The organism is Streptomyces mabaensis, assembly GCF_053763515.1.
The window spans coordinates 1-21,793 of record NZ_JBSOPZ010000013.1; the positions used below are offsets into that span (position 1 = coordinate 1).

The 21,793-nt window shown below is 72.2% G+C and carries 19 protein-coding genes; 11 read left to right on the forward strand and 8 right to left on the reverse strand.

From position 1 onward, the window contains the following. Together ACWV17_RS13650 and ACWV17_RS13655 are read left to right on the forward strand one after the other, a co-directional pair. Window positions 1-963: zinc ribbon domain-containing protein (locus tag ACWV17_RS13650; protein WP_455359892.1), on the forward strand; the 963-nt coding region annotated here is incomplete at its 5' end. A gap of 82 nt (window positions 964-1,045) precedes the next feature. Further along, window positions 1,046-3,157, forward strand: coding sequence for a protein kinase domain-containing protein (locus tag ACWV17_RS13655; RefSeq protein ID WP_455359893.1), 2,112 nt, complete (start codon window positions 1,046-1,048; stop codon window positions 3,155-3,157). A gap of 31 nt (window positions 3,158-3,188) precedes the next feature. Here the strand turns inward: ACWV17_RS13655 and ilvD are convergent, their stop codons facing one another. From ilvD to ACWV17_RS13675, 4 genes are all read right to left on the reverse strand, one after another. Beyond that, window positions 3,189-5,039: a dihydroxy-acid dehydratase gene (gene ilvD / locus ACWV17_RS13660; protein WP_455359894.1), complete on the reverse strand. Its 1,851-nt coding sequence runs from the start codon at window positions 5,037-5,039 to the stop codon at window positions 3,189-3,191. 183 nt (window positions 5,040-5,222) lie between these two features. After that, window positions 5,223-5,873, reverse strand: a complete 651-nt coding sequence (locus ACWV17_RS13665) for a TetR/AcrR family transcriptional regulator (RefSeq protein WP_455359895.1) — start codon at window positions 5,871-5,873, stop codon at window positions 5,223-5,225. After that, window positions 5,870-6,694, reverse strand: coding sequence for a sugar phosphate isomerase/epimerase family protein (locus ACWV17_RS13670; RefSeq protein ID WP_455353634.1), 825 nt, complete (start codon window positions 6,692-6,694; stop codon window positions 5,870-5,872). The genes ACWV17_RS13665 and ACWV17_RS13670 overlap by 4 nt, the downstream gene beginning before the upstream one ends. Window positions 6,695-6,762: 68 nt before the next feature. Further along, window positions 6,763-7,695, reverse strand: coding sequence for a Ppx/GppA phosphatase family protein (locus ACWV17_RS13675; RefSeq protein ID WP_455353635.1), 933 nt, complete (start codon window positions 7,693-7,695; stop codon window positions 6,763-6,765). A gap of 71 nt (window positions 7,696-7,766) precedes the next feature. On the opposite strand from ACWV17_RS13675, the gene ACWV17_RS13680 reads away from it, so the two are divergent. Further along, the gene (locus ACWV17_RS13680; RefSeq protein WP_455359896.1) at window positions 7,767-8,576 is read left to right on the forward strand and encodes a hypothetical protein; all 810 of its coding nucleotides are present in this window, start codon (window positions 7,767-7,769) and stop codon (window positions 8,574-8,576) included. A 187-nt stretch (window positions 8,577-8,763) separates the two neighbouring features. Here the strand turns inward: ACWV17_RS13680 and ACWV17_RS13685 are convergent, their stop codons facing one another. Beyond that, window positions 8,764-10,446 carry a BACON domain-containing protein gene (locus ACWV17_RS13685; RefSeq protein ID WP_455359897.1) on the reverse strand — a complete coding sequence of 561 codons (1,683 nt, stop codon included), beginning with the start codon at window positions 10,444-10,446 and terminating at the stop codon, window positions 8,764-8,766. A gap of 206 nt (window positions 10,447-10,652) precedes the next feature. Here ACWV17_RS13685 and radA point away from each other — a divergent pair, with 206 nt between their 5' ends. Further along, complete coding sequence (gene radA, locus ACWV17_RS13690; protein WP_455353638.1) at window positions 10,653-12,068, forward strand: DNA repair protein RadA; 1,416 nt, start codon at window positions 10,653-10,655, stop codon at window positions 12,066-12,068. A 147-nt stretch (window positions 12,069-12,215) separates the two neighbouring features. After that, a complete protein-coding gene (gene disA, locus ACWV17_RS13695; protein WP_455353639.1) occupies window positions 12,216-13,337 on the forward strand; it encodes a DNA integrity scanning diadenylate cyclase DisA in 1,122 nt (373 codons plus the stop codon). Between the two features lie 108 nt (window positions 13,338-13,445). Here disA and ACWV17_RS13700 read toward each other — a convergent pair whose 3' ends face one another. After that, window positions 13,446-14,231: a hypothetical protein gene (locus tag ACWV17_RS13700; protein WP_455359898.1), complete on the reverse strand. Its 786-nt coding sequence runs from the start codon at window positions 14,229-14,231 to the stop codon at window positions 13,446-13,448. A 189-nt stretch (window positions 14,232-14,420) separates the two neighbouring features. Here ACWV17_RS13700 and ACWV17_RS13705 point away from each other — a divergent pair, with 189 nt between their 5' ends. The 5 genes from ACWV17_RS13705 to cseC all read left to right on the forward strand — a co-directional run bounded on the left by ACWV17_RS13705 (window position 14,421) and on the right by cseC (window position 18,694). Then, a complete protein-coding gene (locus ACWV17_RS13705; RefSeq protein ID WP_455353641.1) occupies window positions 14,421-15,326 on the forward strand; it encodes an A/G-specific adenine glycosylase in 906 nt (301 codons plus the stop codon). Between the two features lie 151 nt (window positions 15,327-15,477). Continuing rightward, window positions 15,478-16,047 carry a SigE family RNA polymerase sigma factor gene (locus tag ACWV17_RS13710; RefSeq protein ID WP_455353642.1) on the forward strand — a complete coding sequence of 190 codons (570 nt, stop codon included), beginning with the start codon at window positions 15,478-15,480 and terminating at the stop codon, window positions 16,045-16,047. Next, window positions 16,035-16,676, forward strand: coding sequence for a hypothetical protein (locus tag ACWV17_RS13715; RefSeq protein ID WP_455359899.1), 642 nt, complete (start codon window positions 16,035-16,037; stop codon window positions 16,674-16,676). Before ACWV17_RS13710 ends, ACWV17_RS13715 begins: the two co-directional genes overlap by 13 nt. A 9-nt stretch (window positions 16,677-16,685) precedes the next feature. Next, on the forward strand, window positions 16,686-17,387 hold the full coding sequence (cseB, locus tag ACWV17_RS13720; RefSeq protein ID WP_455359900.1) for a two-component system response regulator CseB: 702 nt from the start codon (window positions 16,686-16,688) through the stop codon (window positions 17,385-17,387). Further along, window positions 17,384-18,694 carry a two-component system sensor histidine kinase CseC gene (cseC, locus tag ACWV17_RS13725; protein ID WP_455359901.1) on the forward strand — a complete coding sequence of 437 codons (1,311 nt, stop codon included), beginning with the start codon at window positions 17,384-17,386 and terminating at the stop codon, window positions 18,692-18,694. The genes cseB and cseC overlap by 4 nt, the downstream gene beginning before the upstream one ends. Before the next feature lie 21 nt (window positions 18,695-18,715). Here cseC and ACWV17_RS13730 read toward each other — a convergent pair whose 3' ends face one another. Beyond that, window positions 18,716-20,308 (reverse strand): MDR family MFS transporter, encoded by a 1,593-nt coding sequence (locus tag ACWV17_RS13730; protein ID WP_455359902.1) that lies wholly within the window; start codon window positions 20,306-20,308, stop codon window positions 18,716-18,718. Between the two features lie 108 nt (window positions 20,309-20,416). Here ACWV17_RS13730 and ACWV17_RS13735 point away from each other — a divergent pair, with 108 nt between their 5' ends. Then, complete coding sequence (locus ACWV17_RS13735; protein ID WP_455359903.1) at window positions 20,417-20,995, forward strand: TetR/AcrR family transcriptional regulator; 579 nt, start codon at window positions 20,417-20,419, stop codon at window positions 20,993-20,995. A gap of 22 nt (window positions 20,996-21,017) precedes the next feature. Here the strand turns inward: ACWV17_RS13735 and ACWV17_RS13740 are convergent, their stop codons facing one another. Then, window positions 21,018-21,632: a M23 family metallopeptidase gene (locus ACWV17_RS13740; RefSeq protein WP_455353648.1), complete on the reverse strand. Its 615-nt coding sequence runs from the start codon at window positions 21,630-21,632 to the stop codon at window positions 21,018-21,020. Between the last annotated feature and the right edge of the window lie 161 nt (window positions 21,633-21,793).

The following is a 21,793-nucleotide window of genomic DNA, read 5'->3' on the forward strand; positions in this document are numbered from 1 at the left end:
GTCGACCAGGCGCTCGCGCTCGGCGCTACCGTCATCTACCTCGAAGACCTCGCCACCCTGGAAGCACGCGGCCACCGGCGGGGCAACGCCCGCCTGTCGGGGCAGGTGCGCGGCACCGTCGCCGAGGCGATCCGGCACCTGGCCGCGAAGGCCGGTCTCGCGGTGGTCACCGTCCCCGCCCGCGGCACCTCCGCCCTGTGCCCCAGGTGCCTGGGGCGGCTGGGGCACCACCCCGCCCCCGACCGGCTGGGCGAACGGGGCTGGAAATGGGCGCACTGCACCGGCTGCGGACTGTCCATGGACCGCGACCACGCGGCCGCCCGCCGGATCGTCTCCCGCGGCCTGCTCGCCCAGACCCACACCGTCACCGAACGCGGCACCGGCGTCCGGACCATCCGCACCACCATCGACGGCACCGTGACCCTGGCGCTCCGCCCGAAGAAGACCACCCGCCGCCTGCGCCGCGCCCGCCAGGCGAACACAGCCACGCCCCGGTCGCGTGGCACCAACACCACCCCGGGCAAGGGGCATCCCACTCCAAGCATGCCGACCGGTCCTGTCGGCCGAGGCGCCCGGCGCGCCGCCGAACCGGCTCCTGGCCTGAAGACTTCCCGCCGTATGCCCGAAGTGCGTACGGTCCCCGCCACCACCCCCACCCAGGTGGTTCAGCGTCCGGCGGGGCATGACACCCAGACACCAGCACCTCATGGGCCAGTGTCAGGTCATGGAGTACTCGCCCCAATCCGTACAGACGTGCATCTTCCGTACGGATCGAGGCGGCTCTCACGCGGAACCTGTCGGCGGCGCACCCGCGCCGCCGAGCGGACCGGCTTCCACCATCTGCACGCCACCCGAGTCCACCCCCTCACCCCGAGGTTCGGACCCAACGATGGCGACCGCACACGGCCACGCCGCGCCCGAAAAGCCTGGAAACCAGGCACACACAGAGTCCAGAGACCCTAGCAAGCCCCTCCGACATCGCACGCACCATCGACTAGGCTCCGTGCGTCGCGCGCTCGCGCACGAACTTTCACGGGGGTGGACGATGCCGCCGCTGCGCAGCACCGGGCCGGGCCCGGAGGCGGAGCATCCGCAGTACGCCGGGCAGTACCGGCTCGAATCCGTGCTCGGCTCCGGTGGCATGGGGGTCGTCCATCTCGCCACGTCCACCTCCGGGCTGCGGCTCGCGGTCAAGGTGGTCCACGCCGACCATGCCGCCGATCCCGAGTTCAGGGCACGCTTCCGGCAGGAGATCGCCGCCGCGCGGCGGGTGAGCGGTGCCTTCACCGCTCCCGTCGTGGACGCGGACCCGGAGGCCGGACGGCCCTGGATGGCCACGCTGTTCATCGACGGTCCCACTCTCGCCGAGCGCGTCAAGCAGAGTCCGCTGGGAGCGGCGGAGCTGAGCCGGCTCGGCGCCGGCCTGGCCGAGGCGCTGCGCGACATCCATCGGGCCGGTGTCGTGCACCGCGATCTCAAGCCGAGCAATGTGCTGCTGGCGGCGGACGGACCGAAGGTCATCGACTTCGGGATCTCGCGGCCCTCCGACAGTGATCTGCGGACGGAGACGGGCAAGTTGATCGGCACGCCGCCGTTCATGGCGCCCGAGCAGTTCCAGCGTCCGCGTGAGGTCGGGCCGGCGGCCGATGTGTTCGCGCTGGGTGCGGTCCTGGTGCATGCGGCGACCGGGCGTGGGCCGTTCGACTCGGACAGCCCGTACATCGTCGCGTACCAGGTGGTGCACAACGAGCCGGAGCTGTCAGGTGTGCCGGACGAACTGGCTCCGCTGATCGCCCGCTGTCTCGCCAAGGAGCCGGCCGAGCGGCCCACTCCGGACGCGCTGATGGCGGCGCTGCGGTCCGCCGGGTACCGGACGTCGGACGACACCCAGGCCTTCGTTCCCGCTCAGCAGCGGCCGGCCACGGCGCAGGAGCCCGTACCCGGCGGCGCCGGCCGGCGCGCGCGGCGCGGCCGCTGGGCGGCGGGAGCCGTGGCGCTGGCGGCGGTCGTGGTGGCCGGCGTCCTGGGCGCGTCCCAGTTGCCGGGCGGCGACCCGCCCCGCAACGCCCCGGTCGCGGACCCGAAGCCCGCTGCCTTCCACCCCTGGCAGACCGCCTTCCTGACGCGGGGCGAGAACACGACGGGATTCTGCTCGTACCTCGCAGCCGCGCTCTACTGCGCCGGCCCGGGAATCACGGCCGCTCGGCTGGACCCGGTCGACGGGGCCATCGCCTGGTCCACCACATCCGCGAACGCCGAGCCGCGCGCCGAGGATTCGGCACCCGTGCTGTCCGGCGGGCTGCTGCATGTCGTCGCGCCCGGCGGGGGCCGGCTGCAGGCCCTCGCCCCCGACTCGGGCCGCGAACGCTGGAGCGCCGACGTCTCGCCGTACTCAGCCCTCCGGCACACCGCCACCACGGTGCTTCTCCTCACCGCGGAGGGCACGGTGACGGCGCTCGACAGCGCTACGGGCGAGAAGCGCTGGACCAAACACCACGGGGGCATCGGCTCGCAGTTGATGCCGGCACCCGCCGGAGGGCCGGCCTTCGTGGTCACGCCGTCGGACGACGCGTCGTCCTCGATGGTCACCGCCTTCGACCCGGGCACCGGGGCGGACCTGTGGGAGCGCCGTGTCACCGGGGGGCTGACCCCGGTGGGCGCTTCCGGGCGGGCGCTGTTCCTGCTGTCCAGCGGTACGGACGGCCTGACCACCGCCGTCGTCCGGCTCGACACCGCCACCCGCGCCGCCCGCCGGGTGGCCCTCACCACGCCCGTCGACCAGGCGCAGGCCGCCGTCAGTGGGGACACCGTGTACGTCTTCGGGGCCGGGGGGTCGCTTCTCGCCGTGGACACCTCACGGAGCGACGCCGGTGCCGAGCAGGCCCAGTTGTGGCGGCTGGAGACCTCCGTCAGCCGGGCGTCGCGGCCCGTCGCCGCCCCCGGGCGCGTCTATCTGACCGCCGCCGACGGGCGGCTGCTGGGGGTGGATGCCCGTACCGGTGCGCTGGTGGGGCAGACCAGGCCCCGGATGGACGGCGGGCGTTACACCTTCACGCCCACCCTGCCCGCGCCGGTGCCCGTCGGGGGCCGGGTGTTCGCCAGTGCCCCCGACGGGTCGGTGTTCGCCGTGGATGCGGCCCATCCCGCCGACTGGTAGGCGGTAGGCAGGAGGCCGGCCGGCGGCCCGCTCAGTCCAGCTTCGAGACGTCCCGCACCGCGCCCTTGTCGGCGCTGGTCGCCATCGCCGCGTACGCGCGCAGTGCGGCCGAGACCGTGCGCTCGCGCTTCTTGGGCGCGTAGACGCCGTTCAGGGCCTCGTGGCGCGCCGTCAGTTCCTCCTCGGAGACGAGGAGTTCGATCGAGCGGGCCGGGATGTCGATGCGGATACGGTCGCCGTCCTCGACGACCGCGATCATGCCGCCGGACGCCGCCTCGGGTGAGGCGTGGCCGATGGACAGGCCCGACGTACCGCCGGAGAAACGGCCGTCGGTGATCAGCGCGCAGGACTTGCCCAGGCCCCGGCCCTTGAGGAAGGACGTCGGGTAGAGCATCTCCTGCATGCCGGGGCCGCCCTTGGGGCCCTCGTAGCGGATGACGACGACGTCGCCCTCCTTGATCTCCTTGCGCAGGATCCTGTCGACCGCGTCCTCCTGCGACTCGCAGACGACGGCCGGGCCCTCGAAGGTCCAGATCGACTCGTCGACGCCGGCCGTCTTCACGACACAGCCGTCGACCGCCAGGTTGCCCTTGAGGACGGCCAGTCCGCCGTCCTTGGAGTACGCGTGCGCCGCGTCGCGGATGCAGCCGCCGGCCGCGTCCACGTCGAGGGAGTCCCAGCGCTCGGACTGGGAGAAGGCGGTCGCGGACCGCACGCAGCCGGGCGCCGCGTGCCAGAGCTCGACCGCCTCGGCGGACGGCGAACCGCCGCGCACGTCCCAGGTCTTGAGCCAGTCGGCCAGCGTGGGCGAGTGGACCGAGTGCACGTCCTCGTTCAGCATGCCCGCGCGGTAGAGCTCGCCGAGGATCGCGGGGATGCCGCCGGCGCGGTGCACGTCCTCCATGTAGTACGTGCCGCCCGGCGCGATGTTCGGCGCGACCTTGGCCAGGCACGGCACGCGGCGCGAGACCGCGTCGATGTCCGTGAGGTCGTAGTCGAGCCCGGCCTCCTGGGCGGCGGCGAGCAGGTGCAGGATCGTGTTGGTCGAGCCGCCCATGGCGATGTCGAGGGCCATGGCGTTGTCGAACGCGGCGCGGGTGGCGACGTTGCGCGGCAGGACGCTCTCGTCGTCCTGCTCGTAATAGCGCTTGGTGATCTCGACGACCGTACGGCCGGCCTCCTCGTACAGCGCCCTGCGGGCGGTGTGCGTGGCGAGGACGGAGCCGTTGCCCGGCAGGGACAGGCCCATGGCCTCGGTCAGGCAGTTCATCGAGTTGGCGGTGAACATGCCGGAACAGGAGCCGCAGGTCGGGCAGGCGTTCTCCTCGATACGGAGGAGGTCCTCGTCGGAGACGTTCTCGTTGACCGCGTCCGTGATGGCGTTGATGAGGTCGAGCTTGCGGACCGTGCCGTCGACGAGGGTGGCCTGGCCGGCCTCCATCGGGCCGCCGGAGACGAAGACGACCGGAATGTTGAGCCGCATCGCGGCCATCAGCATGCCCGGGGTGATCTTGTCGCAGTTGGAGATGCAGATCAGCGCGTCGGCGCAGTGCGCCTCGACCATGTACTCGACCGAGTCGGCGATCAGGTCACGGGAGGGCAGCGAGTAGAGCATGCCGGCGTGGCCCATCGCGATGCCGTCGTCGACGGCGATCGTGTTGAACTCGCGCGGCACCGCGCCCGCCGCCAGGATCGCGTCGGAGACGATCCGGCCGACCGGCGCGAGGTGGGTGTGGCCGGGGACGAACTCGGTGAAGGAGTTGGCGACCGCGATGATCGGCTTCCCGATGTCCGCGCTCGCTACGCCAGACGCCCGCATAAGGGCGCGGGCGCCCGCCATGTTGCGGCCGTGGGTGACGGTGCGGGACCTGAGCTCGGGCATCGGGTTCACTCCCCATAGGCAGATAGGACTGCCTTCGAGCGTACGCCCCGACTCCAAGATCTGGACAGCGCGTCCGGATCGCGGGACGGGCTGCTCAGCTTTCGGTCAGGCCTCCGTCGGCCCCCGGTCGGGTCTCGGTCGGACCCCGGTCGGACCTTGGTCAGCCGCGGGCCCGGCCCGCGCTCACGCCTCGGTCAGATAGCGCTGGAGCGTCGGCGCCACCATCGCCACGATGTCCTCCGGGTCGGCCGACGCGAGCGGCTCGACCTTGATCACGTACCGCAGGATCGCGATCCCGATCATGTGCGAGGCGGCCAGCTCCGCCCGGAACTTCGGTTCCGGCACCTTGAGGTCCGCCGCCACCCGCTCCAGCAGCCGCCGCAGCACGAAGGCGCGCAGCACCTTCGCCGCCGCCTCGTGGGTCAGCGCGGACCGGATGATCGCCAGCAGCGGGGCCCGGCTCGCCGGGTTCTCCCACACGCCGATGAAGTAGCGCGCCAGCCGCTCCCCGATGCCCTCGGGGCCCTCGCCCAGTACCGCCGGGATCAGCAGGGCCGGCTCGAAGGACACCTCGATCGCCGCCGCGAAGAGCTCGTCCTTCGTACCGAAGTAGTGGTGGACGAGCGCCGGGTCGACGCCGGCCGCCTTGGCGATTCCGCGTACCGACGTCTTGTCGTACCCCCGCGCGGCGAACTCCGTACGGGCCGCCGCCAGGATCCGCTCGCGGGCTCCGGGGCCGCTGTCCGCGTCCGTACGGGCCGGGCGGCCCCTGCGACGCGGCGCGGCCGGGTCCGTGGGGTCCGTCGGGCCAGTCGGGTCGGTCGGGTCGGTCATGAGCGGGGCGCCCGCAGGACGGACGCCAGATGCAGCCGGGTGAAGGCCAGCGCCTCGGCGAGGTCGGCCTCGCGTTCGGCGGCGGACATCGCGCGCCGCGTGTTGACCTCGATGACGACGTGGCCGCCGAAACCGCCGCGCGCCAGCCGCTCCAGCAGCTCGGCGCAGGGCTGGTTGCCGCGGCCCGGCACCAGGTGCTCGTCCTTGCTGGAGCCGTTGCCGTCGGCCAGGTGTACGTGCGCCAGCCGGTCGCCCATCCGGTCGACCATGGCCATGGTGTCGATGCGGGAGGTCGCGGTGTGCGAGAGGTCCACCGTGAAGTCGCGGAAGTCCTCTTTCGTCACGTCCCAGTCGGGGGCGTACGCCAGCATCTCGCGGTCCCGGTAGCGCCAGGGGTACATGTTCTCGACCGCGAACCGGACGTCCGTCTCGTCCGCCATCCGCCAGATGCCCCGCACGAAGTCACGCGCGTACTGCCGCTGCCAGCGGAACGGCGGATGGACGACCACGGTCGACGCGCCCAGCTTCTCGGCCGCCGCCTGCGCGCGCTGCAGCTTCACCCACGGGTCCGTGGACCACACTCGCTGGGTGATCAGCAGACAGGGCGCGTGGACGGCCAGGATCGGCACCTGGTGGTAGTCGGAGAGCCGCCGCAGGGCCTCGATGTCCTGGCTGACGGGGTCCGTCCACACCATGACCTCGACGCCGTCGTACCCCAGGCGCGCGGCGATCTCGAAGGCCGTCGCCGTCGACTCCGGGTACACGGACGCCGTGGACAGCGCGACCTTCGCATCCGGGATGCGCACCACTGGTTCTGCCACGAGGGACAGCGTACGGGCCCGGGCCGGGCGGTCCCTAAGGCCGCTGCCGGGCGCCGCCCGGACACCCCCTAGGAGACCGGCAGGTGATCCAGGCGGCGCAGGATGACTCCCTCGCGCAGCGCCCAGGGGCAGATCTCCAGTACGTCGACCCCGAAGAGGTCCATCGCACCCTCCGCGACCAGCGCTCCTGCCAGCAGCTGCTGTGCCCGGCCCTCGGAGACGCCGGGGAGCACCGCGCGCTCGCCGGCCGTCATCGCCGCCAGCTTCGGCACCCACTCCTCCAGGGATTTGCGACTCAGATCACGCTGGACGTACGGCCCGTCGGCGGAGCGGGCCGCCCCCGCCATCCGCGCCAGCTGCTTGAACGTCTTCGACGTCGCCACCACGTGGTCCGGCGACCCGGCCCGGTTGAAGGCGCCGACCGTACGGGCGATCTCGGCCCGCACATGGCGGCGCAGCGCCTTCACGTCGACCGCGTCCGGCGGGTCGCCCGGCAGCCAGCCCGCCGTCAGCCGGCCGGCGCCCAGCGGCAGGGACACGGCGACGTCCGGCTCCTCGTCTATCCCGCACGCGATCTCCAGGGAGCCGCCGCCGATGTCCAGCACCAGCAGCCTGCCGGACGACCAGCCGAACCAGCGGCGGGCCGCCAGGAAGGTCAGCCGGGCCTCCTCCGCGCCGCTGAGGACCGCCAGATCGACGCCGGTCTCCTCGCGTACGCGCGCGAGCACCTGGTCGGCGTTGGTCGCCTCGCGGACCGCGGACGTGGCGAACGGCAGCACGTCCTCGCAGCCCTTGTCCTCGGCGGCCTGCACGGCGTCGGTGACCACCGCGACCAGTTTGTCGACGCCCGCGGGGCCGATCGCTCCGTCGGTGTCGAGGAGCTGCGCCAGGCGCAGATCCGCCTTGTGCGAGTGCGCGGGCAACGGGCACGCACCGGGGTGCGCATCCACCACCAGCAGATGCACCGTGTTCGAACCCACATCAAGGACACCGAGTCTCATGTACGGAACGCTACTGCGAACGGGGCGCCTGTCCGGCCACGGAGTGCCTTCCACCCGCTTACCCTTGACCCGTGCCAAAGACGAAAAAGGCGAAGCAGGACAAATCCGCCACGACGCGCCCGAAGCCTTCCGCCGTCGCGGACGAGAAGGGCCTGGACTTCGCCCGCGCCTGGGTCGAGTTCCCCGACCCGGCCGACGACGAGCAGGTCTTCCGCTGCGATCTGACCTGGCTGACCTCCCGCTGGAACTGCATCTTCGGCAGCGGCTGCCAGGGCATCCAGGCCGGCCGCGCGGACGACGGCTGCTGCACCCTCGGCGCGCACTTCTCCGACGAGGACGACGAGAAGCGGGTCGCCTCGCATGTGGCACGGCTCACCCCTGACCTGTGGCAGTTCCATGACGTGGGCACGGAGTCCGGCTGGGTGCAGACCGACGAGGACGGCGACCGCCAGACGCGGCGCTGGGAGGGCTCCTGCATCTTCCAGAACCGGCCCGGGTTCGCGGGCGGCGTGGGCTGCTCGCTGCACATCCTCGCGCTGCGGGAGGGGCGGGAACCGCTGGAGACCAAGCCGGACGTCTGCTGGCAGCTCCCGGTCCGGCGTACGTACGACTGGATCGACCGCCCCGACGACACGCGTGTCCTCCAGATCTCGATCGGCGAGTACGACCGGCGCGGGTGGGGCCCCGGGGGCCACGACCTGCACTGGTGGTGCACGTCGGCGACGTCGGCGCACGGGGCGGGTGAGCCGGTGTACGTCTCGTACCGCCCGGAGCTGACGGAGCTGATGGGCAAGGCGGCGTACGACCGGCTGGTCGAGCTCTGCGAGGAGCGGCTGGCGTCGCTGCTCCCGATGGCGCCTCACCCGGCGGACCCTTCGTAGCCGACCCCTCGTAGCGGACCCCCTAGGGCCTGTCCGGCGGATCAGGGCCGGATAGGACGCGGCGTCTGGTGCGGTGCATCGCAAGGCGCCGGAGTGTCCTAATAGCGGAGCTATTCGGGCATTTCGGCAACGCGGCGAGGTGCCGTGCCAGGCGTCGTGGCCCCGGCCATGGTCCGCCGGACAGGCCCTAGTTCACCGACCCCTGGCCGCCCGGTCCGTCCGGCTCCGGCTCGCTCGTGGCCGGCGGGCCGTCCGACGGGGCCGGGTCCGGGGGCGGCTCCGACGACGGCGGGGGTTCCGAGGACGGGGGCGGCTCCGACGACGGGGGAGGTTCGGATGACGGCGGGGGTTCGGACGACGGGGGCGGCTCCGACGACGGCGGGGGTGACGTTTCGCCACGGCCCTCGACCACGATCACCGCGCCCGACGGGTCCACTCCGATCCGCGCGCTCCAGTGGCCCGCCGGCTCCCGCGCGTGGTCGACGGTCACGTACACCGTGACCGACTCGCCGGGCGCGAGCGTCCCGGACGACTGGCTCACGTACAGCCAGTGCGCGTCCGTCCAGGCCGACCAGGTGACCGGCGCGCCGCCCGAGGCGGTCAGGGTGATGATCGTCGTGTCGCCGCTGGGCACGGCCGCCACGGTGAGCCGGCCGGGCCCCGAGACCTTGCCCGGCGCCGACGGCCCGGCGGGGCTGATGACCTCGACCGAGACGTCGGGCGCGTGGCTGCCCGCCGCGAAGCGGGGCACGGGCTCGGTGCGGGCATTGCCCGCGTTCTCGTACGTGTCGTAGGGGCGGCCCGCCGACGAGCCGGGCGCGTCGGCCTCGCTCGCGGAGACCGAAGAACCGTCCCTGCTGATCTCTCCGGTGAGGGGCGCCCCGCGGTACGCCGCCCACAGGGCCAGCACCGGGGCCGCCACGACGGTGGCGACCACGGTGGTGGTCACGGCGCGGGCCCGCAGCCGGTCGCGCCGCGCCGCCCGGTCCTTCGGGTCCATGGGGAAGCCGGTCCGGTCGAACCGGGGCCCGGCGCCGCGCGCCCGCGGCACGTGCATCATCGCGACATGCGTGGCCGCGCGGGGCGCTTCGAGCAGCGGGAGTGCGGCGGGCGTGACGACGGAGCCCGGCCACGGCCCGCCCGCGCCGGCGCGCTCGGCGACGCGCCGGCAGCGCGGGCAGTCGTCCACGTGCCGGACGAGCTCGCGGCGCAGCGCGCTGGACAGCAGGACCTGGTTGTCGCCGGTGAGGCGGGCGACGACCGGGCAGGTGCCGGTCTCGACGACGGCCAGCGCGGCCCGGGTCCGTTCGACCTCGCACGCGGCACCGGCCAGCAGCTCGCGCGCGGCCGACGGCTCCATGCCGAGTACGGCGGCGACCTCGGGCGGGGCCAGCTGGTGGCGGACGGCGAGTTCCAGGGCTTCGCGCTGCTCGGGCGTGGTGCCGGCCGCCTCCGGCCAGGCGAGCGCGGCGAGTTCGCGGCGGCGCTGCTGGGCGACGGCCTCCGACACCGGTGCAACCGGCGCGGGCTCCGGAGTGCGCTGCCCGGCGTGCGCCCCCTGGCGGCTGCGGCGCTGCTCGGTGAGCTTGCGCAGGCACGCCCAGCGGGCGAGCGCGTACAGCCAGGCCCTGCGCTGCCCCTCGCCCGAGGGGCAGCGGCTGAACTGCCGCTCGGAGACGGCGAGTACGTCGCCGAGCACCTCGGTCGCGGTGTCGTGGTCGCACAGCACCGAGAGGCAGTACGTGAACAGGCCGTCCAGGTACGGCTCGTAACGGCTGGGGGGCGTCTGCGCCAAGGTGCGCGGAGTGCGCCCGTGCGCCCGGCGCGCGCCGGTGGTGTGCGTGGGGGGTTCGTGCCTACTGCTCATCACCCGGCGACCGTAGGCGGATGATGGGGGCACCTTCGTACCCCTTGAGCACTTTTAATCCTTACGGGTGAACAGATCCCTCAAAAGGGGACAGGAATTCGGCATTCCGCCCCGGTGGAGAGCGACTGGAGACCGGCTGATGACCGGCTGGAGAGTGGCTGGAGAGCCGCCCGGTCGGGGATGTCAGTCCTCCCCTATACGGTGACGACATGGCTGCCCGCTCTGCTCGATCATCCGCCAAGGACCGGCCGTCCTACCGCTGCACCGAATGCGGCTGGACGACGGCCAAATGGCTCGGCCGCTGCCCCGAATGCCAGGCCTGGGGGACGGTCGAGGAGTACGGCGCGCCCGCGGTCCGCACCACCGCGGCCGGCCGGGTCAGTTCCGCCGCGCTCCCCATCGGCCAGGTGGACGGCAGGCAGGCCACGGCCCGCTCCACCGGGGTCGACGAGCTGGACCGGGTGCTCGGCGGCGGGCTGGTGCCCGGTGCCGTCGTGCTGCTCGCCGGCGAGCCGGGCGTGGGCAAGTCCACGCTGCTGCTGGATGTCGCGGCCAAGGCGTCCGGCGAGGAGCACCGCACGCTCTACGTCACCGGCGAGGAGTCCGCGAGTCAGGTCAGGCTGCGCGCCGACCGCATCAGCGCGCTCAGCGACCACCTCTACCTGGCCGCCGAGACCGACCTGTCCGCGGTCCTCGGCCATCTCGACGCGGTCAAGCCGTCGCTGCTGGTCCTGGACTCCGTACAGACCGTGGCCTCGCCCGAGATCGACGGGGCGCCCGGCGGCATGGCCCAGGTCCGCGAGGTGGCGGGCGCGCTGATCCGCGCCTCCAAGGAGCGCGGCATGTCCACCCTCCTGGTCGGCCATGTCACCAAGGACGGCGCGATCGCGGGCCCGCGCCTCCTGGAGCACCTCGTGGACGTCGTGCTCAGCTTCGAGGGCGACCGGCACGCGCGGCTGCGGCTCGTGCGCGGCGTCAAGAACCGGTACGGCGCGACCGACGAGGTCGGCTGCTTCGAGCTGCACGACGAGGGCATCACCGGGCTCACCGACCCGTCGGGGCTCTTCCTCACCCGCCGCGCGGAGGCCGTCCCCGGCACCTGCCTGACGGTCACGCTGGAGGGCCGCCGTCCGCTCGTCGCCGAGGTGCAGGCGCTCACCGTCGACTCGCAGATCCCCTCACCCCGGCGGACCACCTCCGGCCTGGAGACCTCGCGGGTCTCGATGATGCTGGCCGTGCTGGAGCAGCGCGGCCGGATCACGGCGCTCGGCAAGCGCGACATCTACAGTGCGACGGTCGGCGGGGTGAAGCTCTCCGAGCCCGCCGCGGACCTCGCCATCGCACTCGCGCTGGCCTCCGCGGCCAGCGACACTCCGTTGCCGAAGAACCTGGTCGCGATCGGTGAAGTGGGCCTCGCGGGCGAGGTCAGACGGGTCACCGGAGTGCAGCGCCGACTGGCCGAGGCGCACCGGCTCGGCTTCACCCACGCCCTGGTCCCGACCGATCCCGGCAAGATCCCCGCCGGGATGAAGGTCACCGAGGTGGCCGACATGGGGGACGCGCTGCGAGTGCTCCCGCGCCGGTCTCGGGCAGAGGCCCCCCGGGAGGACAACGCGCGCCGGTAGACTTTGCCCTGGTCTCGCCCGCCCGTACGAATACTGCAGTCCTCCCGCGGCCATGCCCGGACCTCCGGCAGGAAACGACAGGTCGGCCGCGCGGACCAGCACGTACCGTGCCACCAGGGCACCGCAACCCGCGACCGGAGGAGTGCAGTGGCAGCCAAGGACGGGGCAGCATCCGGAAAGTCCGGCGGAGGTTCCGGCAACGAGGCGCTGATGCGTGCCTCGCTCAGCGCGGTGGCGCCGGGCCAGGCGCTGCGCGACGGCCTGGAGCGGATTCTGCGCGGCAACACGGGCGGCCTGATCGTCCTCGGTATGGACAAAACGGTCGAGTCGATGTGCACCGGCGGCTTCGTGCTGGACGTCGAGTTCACCGCGACCCGGCTGCGCGAGCTGTGCAAGCTCGACGGTGCGCTCATCCTGGACAAGGACATGACCAAGATCCTGCGGGCCGGTGTCCAGCTGGTCCCGGACGCGTCCATCCACACCGAGGAGACCGGCACCCGGCACCGCACAGCGGACCGGGTCTCCAAGCAGTGCGGCTTCCCGGTCGTCTCGGTCTCCCAGTCCATGCGGCTGATCGCGCTGTACGTGGACGGGGAGCGCCGCGTCCTGGAGGAGTCGGCGGCCATCCTGTCCCGCGCCAACCAGGCGCTGGCCACCCTGGAGCGGTACAAACTCCGCCTCGACGAGGTCGCCGGCACGCTGTCCGCGCTGGAGATCGAGGACCTGGTGACGGTCCGCGATGTGACGGCCGTCGCCCAGCGCCTGGAGATGGTCCGCCGGATCGCCACCGAGATCGCCGAGTACGTGGTGGAGCTGGGCACCGACGGACGGCTGCTCTCCCTCCAGCTGGACGAGCTGATCGCGGGCGTCGAGCCCGAGCGCGAGCTGGTCATCCGCGACTACGTCCCGGAACCAACCGCCAAGCGTTCACGCACGGTCGCCGAGGCGCTCACCGAACTGGACGCCCTCAGCCACGCCGAGCTGCTCGAACTGCCCATCGTGGCGCGGGCGCTGGGCTACAGCGGCTCTCCCGAGACGCTCGACTCCGCCGTCTCGCCGCGCGGCTACCGGCTGCTGGCCAAGGTGCCGCGGCTGCCCGGCGCGATCATCGAACGGCTCGTGGAGCACTTCGGCGGCCTGCAGAAGCTGCTCGCCGCGAGCGTCGACGACCTCCAGACGGTGGACGGCGTGGGCGAGGCGCGGGCCCGCTCGGTGCGCGAGGGCCTGTCGCGGCTGGCGGAGTCGTCGATCCTGGAGCGGTACGTCTAGGGGATGTCCGGCCCCCAGGGGTGTCCGCCGATCATGCCGGGCTCGCGGGCCCGCGGCGATATCAGCCGCTCCACGGCGAGCCGCGCCCTGCTCCGGCCCGACCGACCCCTAGTCCTTCTCCAGCACGAATGAGGCCGGCGTCACCGACAGGCCGGGGATCTTCGCCTCCACCAGGTACGTGCCGGGCCTGGCCGCGCTCGCCGGCGGGGTCGCGCACCGCGGCGCGCTCTGCCTGCGGTCCCACTCCACGCGGTGGGTGATCCCGCTCTTCGCCGGCACCCGGAACAGCACGCTTCCCGGCCCGCTCGGGCAGTCCGCCGAGGACCACACCTCGTCGTCGCCGCCCGCCTCGGTAATCGTCAGCACGGCGGCCTTCGGCCCGAAGTCCACCTTGCAGGTGGTGCCGGAGACGTTCTTCGCGATCAGCTCGAACTTCGGCCTCTCGCCCGGCTCGTAGGTGTTCTTGACGCTGCGCAGCGTCAACTGCACCGTACTCGGGGCGCAGTCGGGCAGAGCGGAGTCCGCCGGTACGCGCACCGGCGTACCCGCGCCGCCGTTCGCCGTGCCGCCTGCCGCTCCCCCCGCGGGCTCACCGCCGGCCCCGCCCGTACCGCCGCCCGTACCGGCGCCCGAACCGCCCGTATCGCCCGACTCGTCGCGGCCGCCCGGGTCTTCGCTGATCGCGGGACCCGATCCGGTGGGGCCGGGAGTGATCGAGGGTGCGGGACCCTTGCCGTCGGGCGTGCCCCCGTCGTTGTCGCCGTTGCCGCCGCCGGAACCGACGGCCCAGACGATCAGCAGCGCGAGCAACGCGAGCAGCGACATGGCGACGGCCCTCCGCCGCCAGTAGATGGAGGAGGGAAGCGGCCCGATCGGATTGCGCAGAGATCCCACGGCGCAAACTGTACGAGAGATCGGCGCCGTGTCCCGCCCCACATGCCGTTCTGCGCACAGGATTTGCCGATCATCATCATGGAACTGGCCCCGCGGCGCGGCCGGTTGCCCGTCCGCGCCGCTCGCGACCCGGCCCTCAGCCACCCCTCAGCCACTTCCGGCCCGAAACGTGCCAGGATCGGTCCTGCCATGACTGCCATGACTGCTCTTACGACGACTGCCCCCAGCGCCCTCCACGCCCCCGTCATCGCGTGGTTCGACGAGAACGCGCGCGATCTGCCCTGGCGTCGCCCCGAGGCCGGCCCCTGGGGTGTGATGGTCAGCGAGTTCATGCTGCAGCAGACCCCGGTCAGCCGCGTGCTCCCGGTGTACGAGCAGTGGCTGGCCCGCTGGCCGCGCCCCGCCGACCTGGCGGCCGAGCCGCCGGGCGAGGCGGTCCGCGCCTGGGGCCGGCTCGGCTACCCGCGGCGCGCCCTGCGGCTGCACGGCGCGGCCGTCGCGATAACGGAACGCCACGGCGGTGACGTGCCGCGCGAGCACAGCCAGCTGCTCGCGTTGCCCGGGATCGGCGAGTACACCGCCGCGGCCGTCGTGTCCTTCGCGTACGGGCAGCGGCACACCGTGCTCGACACCAACGTCCGGCGGGTGTTCGCGCGCGCCGCGACCGGGGTCCAGTACCCGCCGAACGCCACCACCGCCGCCGAGCGCCGGCTCGCCCGCGCGCTGCTGCCCGAGGACGAGCGGACGGCGGCGCGCTGGGCGGCCGCGTCGATGGAGCTGGGCGCGCTGGTGTGCACGGCGAAGAGCCCGGACTGCGTGCGCTGCCCGATCGCACGGGAGTGCGCCTGGCGGCTGGCCGGCAAGCCCGAGCACCAGGGTCCGCCGCGGCGCGGCCAGACGTACGCCGGTACCGACCGGCAGGTGCGCGGCAAGCTCCTCGCCGTCCTGCGCGAGGCGGTCGGGCCGGTGCCGCGGTCCGTACTCGACACGGTGTGGGAGGAGCCGGTGCAGCGGGCCAGGGCACTGGACGGGCTGGTCTCCGACGGGCTCGTGGAGCCGCTGCCGGGCGGGGTCTACCGGCTGCCGCTGAGCTGACACGGGGCCGGCTAGGGCCCGGACCGCGGCCTGTTACACAACCTACGGACAGCCGTGCGCCCACCGAGGGCTGGTCCGCACAGCCTCGTGACACCGCCTCCGTAGCTTCGGATCCGTAAGCAGCGGAGGCGGAGCAGAGGCGGGTTCGGAAATGGCGCACGGCGAGGTGCTCGAGTTCGAGGAGTACGTACGGACCCGGCAGGACGCGCTGCTGCGCAGTGCCCGGCGCCTGGTCCCGGACCCCGTGGACGCCCAGGATCTGCTGCAGACCGCGCTCGCCCGTACGTACGGCCGCTGGGACGGCATCGCGGACAAGTCGCTGGCCGACGCCTACCTCCGCCGGGTCATGATCAACACCCGTACCGAGTGGTGGCGCGCCCGTCGGCTCGAAGAGGTTCCCACCGAGCAGCTGCCCGACGCGAGCGTCGAGGACGGCACCGAGCAGCGCGCCGACCGCGCCCTGCTGATGGACATCCTCGGCGTGCTGGCGCCCAAGCAGCGCAGCGTGGTCGTCCTGCGACACTGGGAGCAGATGAGCACCGAGGAGACCGCCGCGGCGCTCGGCATGTCGGCGGGTACGGTGAAGAGCACCCTGCACCGGGCGCTGGCCCGGCTCCGTCAGGAGCTGGAGAGCCGCGACCTGGACGCACGGGCGCTGGAGCGCGGTGAACACGTCGCGCGGAATGAACGGAACGAGGGGCGGGAGCGGTGCGCGGCCTAGACAGAGCCTCGCGGGCGGCGACGGGAACGGCTGCGGCCGGCCTCGCCGCCGTCGGCCTGTTGGTGGCGGGCTGCTCCACGGGGGGCGCGGGGGTGCGCGACGAGGGCGCGGCCCGCTCCGACTCGGTGGCGAAGGTCGGACCCACCTCGACGCCGTCCTCCCAGGCGCTGAAGACCGTCGACGCGGTGGCGCTGGTCAAGGACGACCCGAAGGTCAGCGAGGCCGTCAAGCGCGATCTGAAGCCGTGCGTCGCGGACGAGTACCCGGTCGACGTCTCGTACGGGAAGATCACCGCCAACGGCGTCAACGACGTCGTGGTCAACGTCCTGTCCTGCGCGGACGCTGTGGGCGTCGGCACGTACGTGTACCGGGCCGACGGCGAGAAGTACGAGAACGTCTTCGCGGCCGAGGAGCCGCCGGTCTACGCGGAGATCGACCGGGGCGACCTGGTGCTCACCCAGCAGGTGTACGCGCGGGGCGACTCGGTGGCGTTCCCGTCCGGCGAGGACGTCATCACGTACCGCTGGTCGGGCGAGAGGTTCACCGAGCAGGACCGGGTCCACAACGAGTACAGCAACGCGGTCGACGGCGGCACGGAGCCGGCGCCGAACACGCCGTCGGAGGACTGAGAGCAGCGGATGGCCGAGACACATGTGCTTTTCGTCGAGGACGACGACGTCATCCGTGAGGCCACCCAGCTGGCGCTGGAGCGTGACGGCTTCCGGGTGACCGCCATGCCCGACGGGCTGTCCGGCCTGGCGGCGTTCCGCTCGAACCGGCCGGACATCGCGCTGCTCGATGTGATGGTGCCGGGTCTGGACGGGGTCAGCCTGTGCCGCCGGATCCGGGACGAGTCGACCGTCCCGGTGATCATGCTGTCGGCGCGCGCCGACTCGATCGACGTCGTGCTGGGCCTGGAGGCGGGCGCCGACGACTACGTGACCAAACCGTTCGACGGGGCCGTGCTGGTGGCCCGTATCCGGGCCGTACTGCGCCGCTTCGGGCACGCGGGCGGACCCGGCGGGACGGGCGGCACCGAGGCGCGGGGCGACAGCGGTGTGCTGTCGTTCGGCGACCTGGAGGTCGACACGGAGGGCATGGAGGTACGCAAGGACGGCGCGCAGGTGGCGCTGACGCCGACCGAGATGCGGCTGCTGCTGGAGTTCTCCGGCGCGCCCGGCACGGTGCTCTCCCGCGACCGGCTGCTGGAGCGGGTGTGGGACTACGGGTGGGGCGGTGACACCCGGGTCGTGGACGTCCATGTGCAGCGGCTGCGCACCAAGATCGGCCAGGACCGGATCGAGACGGTCCGCGGCTTCGGCTACAAGTTGAGAGCATGAAGCGGTTCGTCCTGCGCACGGGGATCCGCTGGAAGATCAGCTTCGCGATCGCGGCGGTCGGCGCGCTGATCACCGTGGCGCTCAGTCTGGTCGTGCACAACGCCGCACGCGTCTCCATGCTCGACAACGCGCGCGACGTGCAGATGGAGCGGGTGCAGTTCATAGCCCGCAACGCGGAGGCGGCGAAGAAGCCGCCGCTCGGCGCCAAGCTGAACGATCCCGAGCTGCCGCGGGCGCTCAAGGCCAAGGCCACGTCGGGACGGCGCGGCACCTACGTGCAGGAGCATGGCTCCGGCGCGCCCGACGTGTGGGCCGCCGTGCCCCTGGGCAACGGGCAGGTCCTGTCGCTGCACACCCGCTTCACCGACAGCGCGAACGTGATGAAGGACCTGGACCGGGCGCTGGTCATCGGCTCGGTCGCGGTCGTCTTCGCCGGGTCCGCGCTCGGCGTGCTCATCGGCGGCCAGATCTCCCGCAGGCTGCGCAAGGCGGCCACCGCGGCGGGCAAGGTCGCCCAGGGCAATCCGGACGTACGCGTACGGGACGCGGTCGGCGGGGTCGTACGCGACGAGACGGACCACCTCGCGCGCGCCGTCGACGCCATGGCGGACGCGCTCCAGCAGCGTCTGGAGGCGGAGCGGCGGGTCACGGCCGACATCGCGCACGAGCTGCGTACGCCGGTGACCGGCCTGCTGACGGCGGCGGAACTGCTGCCGCCGGGCCGCCCCACCGAGCTGGTCCGGGACCGGGCGCAGGCGATGCGGGTGCTGGTCGAGGACGTACTGGAGGTGGCCCGGCTGGACAGCGCCTCCGAACGGGCCGAGCTCCAGGAGGTGGCGCTCGGCGAGTTCGTCAGCCGCCGGGTGCGGAAGCTGGACCCGGACGTGGTCGTACGCGTGGTGCACGAGTCGTGGGTCAGCACCGACCCGCGGCGGCTGGAACGCATCCTCGGCAATCTGCTGGCCAACGCCGCGAAGTACGGCCGGGCGCCGGTCGAGGTCAGCGTGGAGGGCCGGGTGGTGCGGGTACGCGACCACGGGCCCGGGTTTCCCGAGGAGCTGCTGCGGGAGGGGCCGAGCCGGTTCCGCACCGGAAGCAGCGACCGCGCGGGCGGCGGCCACGGCCTGGGGCTGACGATCGCCGCGGGCCAGGCGCGCGTCCTGGGGGCGCGCCTGACCTTCCGCAACGCCGCCCGTCCGGACAGCGAGCCGGGGGCGGCCGGCGCCGGCGCGATCGCGGTGCTCTGGCTGCCCGAACACGCCCCGACGAACACGGGAAGCTTCCCGATCGTCCGGCTCCCGAGTTAGGGCCTGTGCACCCCGCCGGGGTCAGACCGGTTCCGCGATCTTGCCGGGCGTCGCCGCGGGCCGGGCGGGCACCGGGCCCGCGCCCCGCAGCGGGACCTCCTTGACGAACCACGCCGCCGCGAAGCCGATCACCGCGATCGCCGCGCCGACCAGGAACGCCGAGTGGATGCCCGCCGCCACCGCGTGCTGGTACGCCTCGCGTACCGCGTCCGGCAGCTTCGCAAGGCTCGCCGCGTCGAGCTGGGCGGAGCCCTCGGTGGCTCCGGCCGCGCCCCGCTCGGCCATCGTGTCCTGGACCCGGGTGGTGAAGATCGCGCCCATGATCGAGACGCCGAAGGAGCTGCCGAGCGTACGGAACAGGGTGGCCGAGGAGGAGGCCACGCCCATGTCCTTCATCTCCACGCTGTTCTGCGCGACCAGCATGGTGATCTGCATCAGGAAGCCCATGCCGGCGCCGAGCAACGCCATGTAGATCCCGGACGTGAGCCGGGAGGTGCCGGTGTCCATCTGGGCCAGCAGGAACAGCCCCGCGACCATCAGTGCGCCGCCGACGATGGGGAAGATCTTGTACTTGCCGCTGTTCGTGGTGACCCGGCCGGCGATCAGCGAGACCGCCATCATCGCGAGCAGCAGGGGCAGGAGCAGCAGACCCGAGTTCGTGGCCGAGGCGCCCTGGACTGACTGCTGGAACAGCGGCAGGAAGAGCACCGCGCCGAACATCACGAAGCCGGTCAGGAAGCCGATCACCGACATGAGGGTGAAGTTGCGGCTGCGGAAGATGTGCAGCGGCATGATCGGCTCGGCGGCCTTCCGCTCGACGAAGAGGAAGCCGACGAGCGAGGCGACGCCGAGCGCGATGAGTTCCATGATCACCGCGGAGCCCCAGGCGTACTCCGTACCGCCCCAGGTGGTGACGAGCACGATCGCGGTGATGCCGACGGTCAGCAGCGCGGCCCCGAGGTAGTCGATGCGCCCCTGCGCCTGCTTCTTCGGCAGATGCAGTACGGACGAGACCATGACGAGGGCGACCGCGCCGAGCGGCAGGTTGATGTAGAAGGACCAGCGCCAGCCCCAGTGATCGGTGATGACACCGCCGGCCAGCGGCCCGCCGATCATGGCGAGCGCCATCACGCCGGCCATCATGCCCTGGTACTTGCCGCGCTCCCGGGGCGGGATCAGGTCCCCGATGATCGCCATGACGCCGACCATCAGGCCGCCCGCACCGAGGCCCTGGATCACCCGGAAGCCGATGAGCTGGCCCATGTCCTGGGCCATACCGCTCAGCACCGAGCCGATCAGGAAGATCACGATCGACGTGAGGAAGATGCCCTTCCGCCCGTACATGTCGCCGAGCTTGCCCCAGATCGGGGTGGAGGCGGCGGTGGCGAGGGTGTAGGCGGTGACCACCCACGACAGGTGCTCCAGGCCGCCGAGCTCGCCCACGATGGTCGGCATGGCGGTGCCGATGATCATGTTGTCGAGCATGGCCAGGAGCATCGCGATCATCAGCGCGAGCAGCACCACGCGCACGCTGCGCGGCTTCGGCGCGGGTTTGCCCGACTCGCCTTCCGGCCTGGCCGCGTGCTCCGGTATCCCGGTTCCGATGTCCGTCATGATCCCCACTCCCCCGGAACTTACTTGCCGCCCGGCTAGTTCACTACACTGGGGAAGGTAGACCCCTTACTAGCCGGGCGTCAAGTAAGTTTTACGGGAGAGCGATCCATGGCCAGCACACAGCAGCCGCGCAGGAGCAACACGCGCCAGCGCATCCAGGACGTGGCCCTGGAGCTCTTCGCCGAGCAGGGGTACGAGAAGACCTCACTGCGCGAGATCTCGGAGAAGCTGGACGTCACGAAGGCGGCGCTCTACTACCACTTCAAGACCAAGGAAGACATCCTCATCAGCCTCTTCCAGGACCTGACCAGGCCCATCGACGAGTTGATCGAGTGGGGGAAGGGCCAGCCGCACACCCTGGAGACCAAGCAGGAGATCCTCCGCCGCTACAGCGAGGCACCGACCGGCGCCGCGCCGCTCTTCCGCTTCATGCAGGAGAACCAGGCCACGGTGCGCGAGCTGAGCGTGGGCGAGACCTTCAAGGAGCGCATGATCGTCATGCTCGACCTGATCAAGGAGCCCGAGACCCCGCTCGTCAACCAGGTGCGCTGCGCCAGCGCGCTCTTCACCATGCACGCCGGGATGTTCTTCCTGCAGAACGTCGAAGGCGACCCCGAGGACAAGCGCAGGGCTGTCCTCGAAGTCGCCATCGATCTGGTCACGCAGGCTCACACCGTCACGGAGTGAGGTACGCACTACGGAGTCAGGGTCAGATCTTGACGCCGACGGTGCGCAGGAAGGCCACCGGGTTCATCGCCGAGCCGTAGTTCGGGGTCGTCCGGATCTCGAAGTGCAGGTGCGGGCCGCTCGAGTTACCGGTGTTGCCGGAGAGCGCGATCTGCTGGTTCGTCTTGACCTTCTGGCCGATCTGCACCTTGATCTTCGACAGGTGCGCGTACTGCGAGTACTTGCCGTTGGCGTGCTTGACCACGATGGCGTTGCCGTACGCGGGGCCGTCGCCGCCACCGTTCGGGCCGGCCTTGACGATGGTGCCCGCGCCTGCGGCCTTGACCGGGGTGCCGACCGGAACCGCGTAGTCCTGGCCGGAGTGCTTCTGCGACCACATGTTGCCGCCCAGACCGAAGCTGGCGCTCAGCGTGTAGTTGGCGACCGGGTTGGTCCACGCCGGGTTGGCCGACTTCTTGGCGGCCTTCTTCTTGGCGTCGGCCTTCACCAGGACGTTCGTGGAGGCGACCGCGTCATCGGCGAACGCGACGCCCGCCCCGAGCACCACCGAGGCTCCCATGCCCGCGGCCAGGACGGCGGCGCGAGTACGGAGGGCGGACGGGCGGCGGGTGCTGAGGGAATCGGTGCGCTTCGACATACGGGGAGTACCTCCGGGCATGAATGGACCCGGCACACATGCCGGGCTGGCCACACCTTGGTAACCCGTGCTCCCACCTGCACTCAAACCCCCCTATTACTACCAAAGCTCGTAGAACCGGCCCGGACAAGCAGCGTGGTTGACACCCAAAACATCCCAAT